Source organism: Oscillibacter sp. GMB15532 (assembly GCF_041020825.1).
In the GTDB taxonomy this organism is placed as follows: Bacteria; Bacillota; Clostridia; order Oscillospirales; family Oscillospiraceae; genus Oscillibacter.
In genome coordinates, this window is sequence record NZ_JBEVTO010000006.1 from 41,561 (window position 1) to 53,749 (window position 12,189).

The following is a 12,189-nucleotide window of genomic DNA, read 5'->3' on the forward strand; positions in this document are numbered from 1 at the left end:
GCTTCGCGGGCATAGCTCATCTGGTAGAGCGCCACCTTGCCAAGGTGGAGGTAGCGAGTTCGAGCCTCGTTGCCCGCTCCAATAAAAGCACTCTCCGCCCAATCGGGTGGGGAGTGCTTTTGCGTTTTTACAAAAAGCCGTACTGAACCTCGCCTTTCGCAGGAACCTTTTTTATGTCACTTTTTGAATGATTTCCTGCAAAATTAATGTTAAGAAAACGATAAAACACGTACTATTTCTAATTTTTTGTATAATATTTCCAAATTTTATTTCATTTTTATGCAATTATCGTGTCTTTTAACATGCTCTCTCACTGGACTTTTCCGTTGGTTTGTGTTAGGCTCGTTGACGAAGCCCCTTTTGGGAAAGATGACAAAGTCCGTGCAATTTCGTGCAATTCATGTGTGCGAACCGCCGAAAACGGCCTGCATTTAGAATTTTTGGAGATGAGGTATCGTTCTGCAATGGAATCTTATCGGTATATACTGGACGTAGCGCTGATTATTTTGGTAACAAAGCTTTTCGGCATGCTGTCCAAGCGGGTGGATATGCCCGAGGTAGTGGGGTCTTTGATCGCAGGTTTGCTGTTGGGCCCCAGTCTTTTGAATTTTGTGCAGCCCAGCGACTTTCTTTCCATGCTTTCGGAGCTGGGCGTCATTCTGCTGATGTTCAGCGCAGGACTGCAAACGGACATTGACGAGCTGAAAAAATCCGGAAAGGCGGCCTTTTTTATTGCCCTGATCGGCGTGCTGGTGCCGCTTGGGGGAGGCTACGCGCTGGCGGCGGCGTTTAACCCCACCGGCGATCCGCTGGAGCATATGTTTGTAGGCACCGTGTTCACCGCCACCTCCGTGTCCATCACCGTGGAGACGCTGAAGGAGCTTGGCAAGCTTTCCACCCGCTCCGGCAATGCAATCCTGGGCGCAGCGCTGATTGACGACATTCTGGGCCTGGTTCTGCTGACGCTGATTACAGGTGCCTCTGTCGGCGGGGTAAGCCTGTGGATCGTACTGGTTAAAATTGCGGCGTTTTTTGTAGTTTCGCTGGTTCTTGGATTTTTCCTCCACAAGGGCATTCAGAAGTGGATGGCCTCCGCACGCTGGAATCGCAAGCGGTTTGCCGTGATTTCTGTGGCCTTCTGCTTTTTATATGCCTATGTCGCCGAGGAGGTCTTCGGCGTGGCCGACATCATCGGCGCGTTCTGCGCAGGACTGATTATTGCCAAAACCGTCCGGGCTGTTTATGTGCAGTCCCAGTGCGAAACCCTGTCGTATATGTTCCTCTCTCCCATTTTCTTCGCAAGCGTGGGACTGAAGGTGGTGCTCTCCACCATGGACGCAAAGGTCATGCTTTTGTCAGTGGTAGCCATTCTGATTGCCATTGTCACCAAGGTGGTGGGCTGCGGTCTGGGGGCAAAGCTGTTCCACTATACCAACGCGGAGAGCCTGCGCATCGGCGTAGGTATGATTTCCCGAGGCGAGGTGGCGTTGATTGTTGCCAACAAGGGCATTGCCGGCGGCATGATGCCCGACGTATTTCTGGCGCCCATGGTGCTGATGGTGGTGGTTTCCACCATCGTGACGCCCATTATGCTCCGGGCTGTGTATCCCAAAAATGCCAAAAAAGATTACAGCGATTTGGTGCACAGCGATCTGGTGGAGAATTTTCAGGAGGTCCGGCAATTCGATCAGGCTGCCGAAAGCATGCTGAAAATACACAACAAGCTTCGGGGAAGCAGCTCTGCCCCTGTGAGACAGGACCCGCCCGCTGCCCCGTCCGAGGAAAGCTCCGACGGAGACGGTGCAGGCACACCCTAAGTTTGTTTTTTCCCGACTTAACTGTTAAAAAGCACCGGTCCCGGAGCATCCGGGACCGGCGCTTTTGCGTTTCAGAAAGCCGGAAATTTTACTTTTTAAGATTACGGGACGTGGTCACCGGCTTATGCCTCCGCGCCGGGCGAAGGCTCCACCCGCATAGCCCGCATAGCATTGAGAACGGCAAGAACGGAAACGCCCACGTCGGCAAATACCGCCGCCCACATACCAGCCAGGCCCAAAGCCCCCAGCACCAGCACCAACGCCTTTACGCCCAAGGCAAAGACAATATTCTGGCGGACAATGCGCAGGGTCTTGCGGGAAATGCGCATGGCGGTGGCCAGCTTTCCGGGGCGGTCGTCCATCAGGACGATGTCCGCCGCCTCAATGGCCGCGTCGGACCCCATAGCCCCCATGGCCACGCCGATATCCGCCCGGGTGAGAACCGGCGCGTCGTTGATACCATCGCCCACAAAGGCCAGCTTTCCGTTTCCGGCTGTAAGCAGCCGCTCCGTCAGCTCCACCTTGTCGGCAGGCAGCAGCTCCGCGTGGAATTCGTCCACGCCCAGCTCCGCCGCTACCGCAGCAGCCACAGCCTGCGCGTCTCCCGTAAGCATCACGGTTTTTTCAACACCACTGGCCTTCAGGTCGGCAATCGCCGCCTTCGCGTCGGGCTTCACCTGATCGGAAATCACGATATGTCCGGCGTAAAACCCGTCGGCAGTTACGTGGACAATGGTCCCGGGCAGCTCGCAGGAGATCCAGCTTGCGCTTTCCCGCTCCATCATCCGGGCGTTGCCCACGCAGATTCTGTGTCCGTCAATACTGGCGCAGACCCCGTGTCCGGATATTTCCTCCACGTCCTTCGCACGGGAGGGGTCCATCTGGGCCGCACAGGCCGCCCGGAGGGAACCGGCAATGGGATGGTCGGAGAACTGCTCCGCCAGCGCGGCCCATTCCAGCACCTGCTCCTTGGTGTACCCCTCCTCGGGATGGACGGCAGAGACCGAGAACACGCCCTTTGTCAGGGTCCCCGTCTTGTCGAACACCACGGTTTTTGTCTCTGCCAGAGCCTCCAGATAGTTTCCGCCCTTCACCAGAATGCCGCTGCGGGACGCACCACCGATTCCGCCGAAAAAGCTCAGCGGCACGGAAATCACCAGCGCGCAGGGGCACGAAATGACCAGAAACACCAGCGCCCGATTGAGCCAGTCGTTCCACACCGTTCCCGCCAGAAACACCGGGGGCACGGGCATCACCGCCAGCGCCAGCGTGGGCAGCAGAAACAGCAGCGTCGCCGCAAGCACCACGCCGGGGGTATAGTACCGGGCAAAGCGGGTGATAAAGCTCTCGCTGCGGGACTTCCGCTCTCCGGCGTTTTCAACCATCTCAAGAATTTTCGAGACGGTGGATTCCTCCGCCGGCTTTGTCACCTTTACCCGGAGCACACCCCGCAGGTTTACGCAGCCGCTGAGAATGGCGTCTCCCGGGCCCACGTCCCGGGGCACTGCCTCGCCGGTGAGGGCGGCGGTGTCCAGAACGGAGTTTCCCTCCGTCACCACGCCGTCCAGCGGCACCCGTTCGCCGGGCTTAATGACCACCGTCTCGCCCACAGCCACGTCCTGGGGGTCTTCTTCGGTAATCACGCCCTCCCGCTCCACATTGGCGGTGTCGGGCCGGATGTCCATGAGAGAGGCAATGGATTTCCGGGACTTGCCCACCGCATAGTCCTGAAACAGCTCACCCACCTGATAAAACAGCATGACAAACACCGCTTCGGCATATTCCCCGGTGCCAAACGCGCCCACGGTGGCAACAGACATCAGAAAATTTTCGTCAAATACCTGACCGCCCGCAATGTTGCGCACGGCGCGCCACAAAACGTCCCAGCCAATAATGCCATAAGGCACCAGATAGCAAAGCGCCAGCGCCAGCCCCGTCAAGGGCAGGAAATGGGCCGCGATCAGCAGCACCGCCGCGGCCAGAATACGAAACAGCACTTTTTTCTGTTTTTTACTCATACAAACCTCTTCTCCTCCGGCCCGCCGTGTCTTTTTAAGCGGCGGAATTTATTTCGCGGCAGGCCGCGCCTGCGCGCATCCGCCGCTTTTCCGGGCTCAGCGGTTAATTACACAGTCCGGCTCCACCTTGTGGCAGACGCGGACCACTTCATCTAGAATCGCGTCAAACCGCGCGTCCTCCGCGTCCAGAGTAAGCTTTTGAGCCATAAAGCTGACGGCCGCGTCATTCACACCATCAATCTTTTTAATGGCGTCCTCCATTTTGGCGGCACAGGCGGCACAATCCAGGTCAGTCAACGCAAAACGCTTTTTCATACAAACATCCTCCTGAAAAATTTTATCGTCGTCCCCTCGGGCGGCGCGGAATACAAAATTATTCGGAAACGTGCTCCATCCCCTGGTCGATGATGGTGCGCACATGGCTGTCGGCCAGCGCGTAAAACACCGTCTTTCCCTCCCGGCGGGACTTGATCAGCCGCGTGTTCTTCAACGCCCGAAGCTGGTGGGAGATGGCCGACTGGGTCATTCCCAGCAGCGCCGCGATGTCGCACACGCACATCTCCGACGCACTGAGCACATACAGAATGCGGATGCGGGTGGAATCCCCGAAGATACGGAACAGCTCCGTCAGATCGTAAAGCGCGTCCTCGTCGGGCATTTCGCTGCGGACCTTTTTCACCACGTCCTCGTGGACGCAGAGCAACTCGCAGGCTTCGACGTTGTAACGGTCTTCCATGGCGTGCTCTCCTTTCGTATGAACAGTTGAACGATTGTTCATACGTTCATTATATGCAAGTTTTTTTGTTTGTCAACCACTTTTACGAAAGTGTGGAAAATTTCCTTTAACTGTGGTAAACTAGTCCTATTATTTTAGAAAAAGACGAGGAGAACATCCATGGCCACACTGGAAGACATTAAAAACAACCGTATTTTACAGAATCATTTTATGACCTATAACTTTATTGAGCTGAGCATGCTGGAGCAGGACCGGGCGGAGTGCCGCCTGACGCTGCGCGAGGAAAGCACCAATCCCTACGGGATGCTGCACGGCGGCGCGCTGTACACGATGGCGGACTGTGCCACCGGCTCCGCCGCCCATTCCGACGGACGGACCTACGTCACCCAGAACAGCTCCATGAACTTTCTTGCAAACATTAAGGAGGGAACGGCGGTGGCTGCGGCCTCCGTGGTTCACCGGGGAAGAAAAACCTGCCTTGTCAATGTGAATATTACCAGCGAGGCCACCGGCAAGCTTTTGGCTACCGGTTCCTTCACCTTTTTCTGCACCTCCAAGGAATAACCGGGGAGGATAAAACGCAGTGCCCGCGGGCAAGGGGCCTGCGGGCACGTTTTCCGGCTTATTTCCGGCGGGGAAGGCGCGGCAAAGCCCGCCCTGCCAGAACCTTTTAACATTACATCATCACTGCCGGCAGGCGCCGTGCGCCGCCAAAGGAGGCCGCCTTGAAAGAGGAACGAAAAAGTCTGGGGTTGTATGTCCACATCCCCTTTTGCGCCAAAAAATGCGACTACTGCGATTTTTATTCCCTTCCCGGCGAAGAGAGCCGCATGGACGCATATACCCAGGCGCTGGAAGCGCAGCTTTTGGAACTGGCTCCCCGGGCCGGTCTTCACACGGTAGACAGCGTATATTTCGGCGGGGGCACGCCCACGCTTCTTGGAACGAAGCGGCTTGTCCGCCTTTTGAAGGACATTCAGAAGAAATACCATGTGGCAAAGGACGCGGAAATTACGCTGGAGGCCAATCCCGAGTCCGCCGGGGATTTTAGGGAGCTGAGGGCCCTGCGCAGCGCGGGCTTTAACCGGCTGAGCCTTGGGATGCAGTCCGCCGACGATGAAGAGCTCCGCGCCATCGGCCGCATCCATACCGCCGGGCAGGTAAACACGGCTGTGGAGGCGGCGCGCAAGGCCAAGTTTTCAAACCTCTCTCTGGATTTGATTTACGGGCTGCCGGGGCAAAGCATGGACGTATGGAAGAAAAACCTCACCGCCGCCGTGGATTTGGCGCCCCAGCACCTGTCTTGCTACGGGCTGAAGGTGGAGGAGGGAACCCCTCTTTTTATTCGTCGGGAAACCGCGGGCCTTCCCGGCGACGAAACGCAGGCGGAGATGTATCTCTGGACAGTGGACTATCTCCGGCGGCACGGATTTTTCCAGTATGAGATCTCCAACTTTGCGCGGCCGGGCTTTGAATCCCGGCACAACCTGAAATACTGGACCCTGGGGGAGTACGCGGGCTTTGGCCCCGGAGCCCACTCGGACTTTGGCAATGTGCGGTACGCCTATGCCCGGGATTTGGAAGGGTATATTTCCGGGATGAAAACCGGCGGGCCTTTGCTTTCGGAAAACGAACGCATTCCCCCGCTGGACCGGGACACGGAATGGGTGATGATGGGTCTGCGCACCGTCCGGGGGCTGGACCCCAAGGTGTTTGAAAACCTTTTTCGCCGCCGGTTTGAGTGCTTTTTTCCTTTTTTGGAGGAGTGCGGCAAGGCGGGCTACGCACTGGAGGAGGACGGACGGTGGCGCCTGACCCCGGAGGGCTTCCTCGTCTCCAACCAAATTATCGGCGGGATGCTGGACGCGCTGGGCGCGGACAAAAGGCGCCGGGAGGAAGCCCGGGCGAGGGGAGACTTCCGGGTGGATTTAGGCTGAGGCCTTCGGGGCCGCATACTTGCCCCACCACAGTGGGACTACCTTTTATTGCCGCCAAAGCGGAACGCTTCTGCAAAAATGTTACAGCCGGCCCCGGTTAGTTTGACCGGGGCCGGCTGTTCTATCCTGTTTTTGGTTTTAATTACTTGCTCCTCGCCAGCAAATACTCCCCCATTTCCCGGGCAAACAGCTCTCCTGCCAGAGCGGCTTCTTCCGGAGAATTGCCCGCAGCTCCCATTTCCAGCAGAAGGGAGCCAGTGGTGGCGTGCTGGTTGTAGCGGGAGTTTCTAAGAAGAATGGGACGCATCAGCGTGGGATAGTTTTGGGTAATGTTTTGCTGCAAGGCCGTAGCCAGCTTGAGATTTTCCATCCACTTGGGGTGGACCAGACCGCTGCCGTCGCTGCCCACCACCATACTGATCTGCGCGATGTTTCCCACGCCCTCCACGGGGGAAATTACCTTGTATTCGTTGCCCTCCGTGTCTTCGATGGCGTCCCGGTGAACATCCAGAATGAAGTGAATCGACGGGTACTGCGCAAGGTAACTCTCAATAGCCTTCAGCGAGCGGTCGTAGGAACCCGAATAGGAGGGGTAATCATACAGCGTCCGGTCGTGAAGCACGGAGATGCCAAGCTCCCCAAAGGTTTGAGCCATCACGTCTCCCACTCCCACCACATTGTACCGGGTTTCAAGACAGCGGCGGTTTCCGCAATAGTCCACGTTTTCGCCGGGGGCGGGGGTATAGGCCTCGCTCCCGTGGGTGTGAATAATCAGAATCTGGGGTTCCTCGTCCGTAAGCCCCGCATCAAAGGAGGCGGTCAGGTCCTGAACAGACAGCTTGTGGTCGGTGCTGTTGCTGATGTAGACCTTACCGCTGACGGTGTAGCCCTCCGGTGTGGTAGGTATCAGCGTTTTGGCGGTAATTCCGTTCTCCGGGATTTCCTCCGAGGGAAGGGGAGCGGTATCCATGGGCGTCTCCTCCACAGGAATCTGCTCCACCGGATCCTGCGGCTTCTCCGGCGTCTCCGTGGATAAAAGCTTTGCCACGCTCTGCCTTGCGGAGAGCAGCAGGGGAGACTCCGACAGCGTCAGCACGGCGGCGGCGGACAGTCCGTCCTCCGGCCCAAAGTCCCCCAACTCCCATTGCAGGGCCGACAGCGGGGCAGAGGCCCCCTGCCGCAGGGCGGTTACCGCCGACATGACGGTCTCGCTCCCGGCGGTAATCGCCACGGCCCACAGTGTACACCCCGCTAAAACCATAGCTCCCAGCCGCCGGGGAACGGTTCGTTTTTTTACGGCCGCTTTCATTTGCATCACCTCATGGGACAACCTTATGCACGAGGAACTAAAAAAAGAAGCCCGGAGAATACTCTCCGGGCTTCTGCTGTGGCAGAAACTTTTCGTCATCCCTGCGGGAAACGGCGCGAACCGCCCCGCTCAGTCCTCGATATACTCCCGCACCCGGTAGGTGGCCCCTACCTCGTCCTCGCAGATGCGGCGGCAGTTTTCAATTTCTTCCTTGGGGATGGTGTCCACCACGGTCATCATCACTTTCGGCACGTATTTGCACAGCTCCTTGGCGAAGTCCTTCATGGCCTGATAGGCCCCCTTCTGCTGGGGGTGGCACAATGCATCGTACTTCTCCGCCGTGTCGGTGTTCAACGAGACGGACACCATGTCAAACCGCCCGGCAAAATCTGGGGTGATGTTACGGCCATGAATCAGGCTGCCGGTTCCGTTGGTGTCCATCCGGGTAAACATCTTCGTCCCGTGCTCCTTCATCCGGTCGATCACCCAGCAGATGTCCTCAATGCGATAGCTGGGCTCGCCAAACCCACAGAACACCAATTGGCTGTATTTACTCAAATCCCACTTCTCAATATCGGCAAGGATTTCCTCCCGGGTGGGCTCCCGGGTAAGCCACAGGTTGTGGGTATAGATGCTGCCACCGCTGCCGTTGTGGCGCAGGCAAAATTCGCAGTTGAAATTGCAGCGGTTGGTGGTATTTACATACAGGTTCCCGCCGTACTCATAGGTAATGGTAAAGCCTTTCTTTTCTTCCATGGCGCTTAAACCTCGATTCCAAACAGTCGTTTCCCGTTTTCCGCGGCGATGCGCGCAAGCTCGCCCGGGTCCATGTTTTTCCACTCCGCCAGCGTCTCCGCAATGTACGGGAGATTCCGGCTGTCGTTCCGCTTTCCCCGGTTGGGGACCGGGGTGAGATAGGGTGAATCCGTCTCCAACAATATCCGTTCCGGCGGAGTGATCTCCGCCACTTCACGGCCCCTGCGGTTGTTTTTATAAGTGACCGGCCCGTCAAAGCCCAGATACCAGCCCCGCTTCAAAAGCGCCTCCGCCAGCTCCGCGCTGCCGGAATAGCAGTGAAATACGCCCCGGACAGCGGGAAATTCCGAGACGACGGCAAGACAGTCTCCGTGGGCCTCCCGGTCGTGGACAATCACCGGCAAATCAAGCTCCACCGCCAGAGCAAGCTGGGCGCGGAAAATCTCCTTCTGGAACTCTTTGGGCGGGTTGTCCTCCCAATGGTAATCCAGTCCGATTTCCCCGATGGCAACAGCCTTGGGGTGGGCCGCCAGCGCCCGGATGGCGGCAAGCTCGCTCTCGCCGCAGCCCGCGCAGTCACCGGGGTGAATGCCTATGGCGGCGTATACATGGGGAAATTTTTCCGCCAGCGCCACGGCGCGGCGGGAGGAAGCAACATCGCAGCCGGGGTCCACCACCAGCTCTATCCCGGCTTCCGGCAAAGAGGAGAGCAGCGCGTCCCGGTCCTCGTCAAAGGCCGTGTCGTCATAATGGGCATGGGTGTCAAAATACATGGGATATCCTCTCTTTGATGGATACAAGTTAGGTGTTCTAGGCTAAGGCTTGTTCAAACGAACTTGAGAACTCACCAAATGATTTAAACAATAGTAAGTAATTATTTAATACGCTATCCTGCCTTTTATCATTTTGTGTGTTAAGGTCAATCTGATTCAAGCTTGAAGTAACCAACAGCAACTGTGCTCTGGCGTTTTTCATATAGTCTCTTACTACTTCGTCATTATTTGGGGTCTTACCAGAGCTAACAATTACCTGCATTGCATCACAGAAGTGCCCTAATCCATCAGCAATTTGCGAACAATTAATCGCCCAAGCATTGACATCATTTTCTGTAAATGTCAAGTTTGAACTTCTAAAAACGGATTGTCGAAGTTGCATTTTTGCTGAGGTGCAATAAACAGTTTGAAGCCTATTTATATCATTTTCAAGATCAGCCACTGCTTCAATTAAATATACGGCATCAGACATCTCTCCTCTATCAAGGTATATGTCAATACCTTCTAAAATTGCATTTGGGTCCTGCCAAAAATAAGCAGAATATTCGTTGTACTGTGGTTTTAAAAGTTGATTGTCCCGATAAAGTGTATAACTCAACACAGACAAAAGCAGCAGTGCTGACAGCGCTAAAATGTTTATGATTTTATGTGTTTTTTTGTTAAGAGCCATATCCAAATTCCTTTCAGATAATTCGGACGGAGCCATTTATTTTCCCAGCCAATGCTGATGCAAAACCACGGATCAATTTATTCAGATGCAACCTCTTCTATAGAGCAAACCCTCCAATAAGGAGTTTACAATTTTCATAAACATCCCTATCAGAGGGTTTCTAAAAGGGCCTACTCTCTCAGATTTGACTTAGCAGAGCTTTGCGCCGGCGGGGATGGCGTCGTCCACCATCAAAAGGTTCAGCTTCTCTTCGCCCTTTTCCGTGTGGACGGCGGAGATCAGCATGCCGTTAGACTCCTGCCCCATCATCTTCCGGGGCGGCAGGTTCACAATGGCCACCAGCGTCTTGCCTACCAGCTCCTCCGGCTCGTAAAACTTGTGGATACCGGAGAGAATCTGCCGGTCTGTGCCGGTGCCGTCATCCAGAATAAATTTCAGCAGCTTGTCGGACTTTTTCACAGCCTCGCAGGACTTCACCTTCACCACCCGGAAATCAGACTTGCAGAAGGTGTCAAAGTCCACCTTCTCCGCAAGCTGGGGTTCCAGCTCCAGCGCAGGCTGGGATGCCTTGCGGGCCGCTTCCTGCACCGCGTCCAGCTCCTGAAGCTCTTTTTCCACATCGATGCGGGGGAAGATGTTCTCCCCCTTGTGAACCCGCGTATCTGCGGGAAGCACGCCCCATTTCCCGGCGCTGTCCCAGTTCGTCTCCTCGCCGGAGGCGCCGATCTGGCTGAAAATTTCGGTGCAGCTATCAGGGGTGAAGGGCAAAAGCAGCACGGCGCAGATGCGCAGTGTCTCCAGCAGATTGTACATCACCCGGGCAAGGCGGGGCTTTTTCGCCTCGTCCTTCGCCAGAATCCAGGGAGCTGTCTCGTCGATATACTTGTTGGCCCGGGAGACGACCTTGAAAATCTCCTCCAGACCGTTTTGCATCTGGAATTTCTCCATCTGGACCTCGTACCGGTCCCGCAGAGCGGTGGCCAGCGTGATCAGCTCCTCGTCCAGTCCGTCGGCATCCTGCTCCGCGGGGAGCTGTCCGCCAAAATACTTCTCCACCATGGCCGTGGTGCGGGAGAGGAGATTGCCAAGGTCGTTGGCAAGGTCCGTGTTGATGCACTGGATCAGCAGCTCGTTGGAGAAGTTGCCGTCCTGCCCGAAGGGGAAGGAGCGCAGCAGGAAAAAGCGCAGCGCGTCCGTTCCATACCGCTCGGCCAGCAGATAGGGGTCCACCACGTTGCCCTTGGACTTGCTCATTTTTCCGCCGTCCAGCAGCAGCCAGCCGTGGCCGTAAACCTGCTTGGGCAGCGGCTCGCCAAGGCTCATCAGCATGGCGGGCCAGATAATGGAGTGGAACCGGACAATTTCCTTGCCCACGATGTTCACACCGGGCCACCATTTCTCATAGTCGTCATACCGGTCATTGCCATAGCCCAGAGCGGTGATATAGTTGCTCAGCGCGTCCACCCACACGTAGACCACGTGTCCCGGGTCAAAATCCACGGGGATGCCCCAGGTAAAAGAGGTTCGGGAAACGCACAGGTCCTCAAGACCCGGCTCGATGAAGTTTTTCACCATCTCGTTCACCCGGGAGCGGGGCTGGAGGAAGTCGGTGTCCTCCAGCAGGGTGCGAATACGGTCGGCATACTTGCTCAGGCGGAAGAAATAGGCCTCTTCCTCCGCGTCCGTCACGGGGCGGCCGCAGTCGGGACAGCAGCCGTCCTTGAGCTGGCTCTCCGTCCAGAAGGATTCGCAGGGAGTGCAGTATTTGCCCTTATAGGCGCCCTTGTAAATATCTCCGTTTTCGTACATCTTACGGAAAATATACTGGGTGGATTTCACATGATAGTCGTCGGTGGTGCGGATAAAGCGGTCGTTGGAAATGTTCATCAGCTTCCACAAATCCTTGACCCCCCGGGGTCCCTCCACAATGCGGTCCACAAACTCCTTGGGGGAAACATCGGCCTCCTTGGCCTTTGTCTCGATTTTCTGGCCGTGCTCGTCCGTGCCGGTGAGGAACATCACGTCGAAGCCATGAAGCCGCTTATAGCGGGCGATGGCGTCGGTTGCGACGGTGCAGTAGGTGTGGCCGATGTGCAGCTTGTCCGAGGGATAGTAAATAGGCGTTGTGATATAAAATTTCTCTTTTTCCATGGGATTTCTCCTTCTTTTCCGT

Annotated in this window: 11 protein-coding genes and 1 tRNA gene; 4 read left to right on the plus strand and 8 right to left on the minus strand. The window is 56.2% G+C overall.

Annotated features, from left to right (window positions below; all coding sequences use genetic code 11):
- The first annotated feature begins 5 nt into the window (after positions 1–5).
- Together ABVS15_RS08485 and ABVS15_RS08490 are read left to right on the plus strand one after the other, a co-directional pair.
- Positions 6–81, plus strand: a tRNA-Gly gene (locus ABVS15_RS08485).
- A 383-nt stretch (positions 82–464) separates the two neighbouring features.
- Positions 465–1,817 carry a cation:proton antiporter gene (locus tag ABVS15_RS08490; RefSeq protein WP_369283301.1) on the plus strand — a complete coding sequence of 451 codons (1,353 nt, stop codon included), beginning with the start codon at positions 465–467 and terminating at the stop codon, positions 1,815–1,817.
- Between the two features lie 122 nt (positions 1,818–1,939).
- Here ABVS15_RS08490 and ABVS15_RS08495 read toward each other — a convergent pair whose 3' ends face one another.
- The 3 genes from ABVS15_RS08495 to ABVS15_RS08505 all read right to left on the minus strand — a co-directional run bounded on the left by ABVS15_RS08495 (position 1,940) and on the right by ABVS15_RS08505 (position 4,571).
- Positions 1,940–3,835, minus strand: coding sequence for a heavy metal translocating P-type ATPase (locus ABVS15_RS08495; RefSeq protein WP_369283302.1), 1,896 nt, complete (start codon positions 3,833–3,835; stop codon positions 1,940–1,942).
- Positions 3,836–3,931: 96 nt separating this feature from the next.
- The gene (locus ABVS15_RS08500) at positions 3,932–4,150 is read right to left on the minus strand and encodes a cation transporter (RefSeq protein ID WP_369283303.1); all 219 of its coding nucleotides are present in this window, start codon (positions 4,148–4,150) and stop codon (positions 3,932–3,934) included.
- Between the two features lie 58 nt (positions 4,151–4,208).
- Positions 4,209–4,571 (minus strand): metalloregulator ArsR/SmtB family transcription factor, encoded by a 363-nt coding sequence (locus ABVS15_RS08505; RefSeq protein WP_312939262.1) that lies wholly within the window; start codon positions 4,569–4,571, stop codon positions 4,209–4,211.
- 159 nt (positions 4,572–4,730) lie between these two features.
- On the opposite strand from ABVS15_RS08505, the gene ABVS15_RS08510 reads away from it, so the two are divergent.
- Positions 4,731–5,135 (plus strand): PaaI family thioesterase, encoded by a 405-nt coding sequence (locus ABVS15_RS08510; RefSeq protein ID WP_369283304.1) that lies wholly within the window; start codon positions 4,731–4,733, stop codon positions 5,133–5,135.
- Between the two features lie 161 nt (positions 5,136–5,296).
- The gene (gene hemW, locus ABVS15_RS08515) at positions 5,297–6,508 is read left to right on the plus strand and encodes a radical SAM family heme chaperone HemW (protein WP_369283305.1); all 1,212 of its coding nucleotides are present in this window, start codon (positions 5,297–5,299) and stop codon (positions 6,506–6,508) included.
- 142 nt (positions 6,509–6,650) lie between these two features.
- Here the strand turns inward: hemW and spoIIP are convergent, their stop codons facing one another.
- From spoIIP to metG, 5 genes are all read right to left on the minus strand, one after another.
- Complete coding sequence (gene spoIIP, locus ABVS15_RS08520) at positions 6,651–7,817, minus strand: stage II sporulation protein P (protein WP_369283306.1); 1,167 nt, start codon at positions 7,815–7,817, stop codon at positions 6,651–6,653.
- Positions 7,818–7,946: 129 nt separating this feature from the next.
- On the minus strand, positions 7,947–8,573 hold the full coding sequence (locus ABVS15_RS08525; protein WP_369283307.1) for a TatD family nuclease-associated radical SAM protein: 627 nt from the start codon (positions 8,571–8,573) through the stop codon (positions 7,947–7,949).
- A 5-nt stretch (positions 8,574–8,578) separates the two neighbouring features.
- A complete protein-coding gene (locus ABVS15_RS08530; protein ID WP_369283308.1) occupies positions 8,579–9,346 on the minus strand; it encodes a TatD family hydrolase in 768 nt (255 codons plus the stop codon).
- Between the two features lie 37 nt (positions 9,347–9,383).
- On the minus strand, positions 9,384–10,016 hold the full coding sequence (locus ABVS15_RS08535) for a hypothetical protein (protein ID WP_369283309.1): 633 nt from the start codon (positions 10,014–10,016) through the stop codon (positions 9,384–9,386).
- Between the two features lie 189 nt (positions 10,017–10,205).
- A complete protein-coding gene (metG, locus tag ABVS15_RS08540) occupies positions 10,206–12,167 on the minus strand; it encodes a methionine--tRNA ligase (RefSeq protein ID WP_369283310.1) in 1,962 nt (653 codons plus the stop codon).
- Positions 12,168–12,189 lie beyond the last annotated feature (22 nt).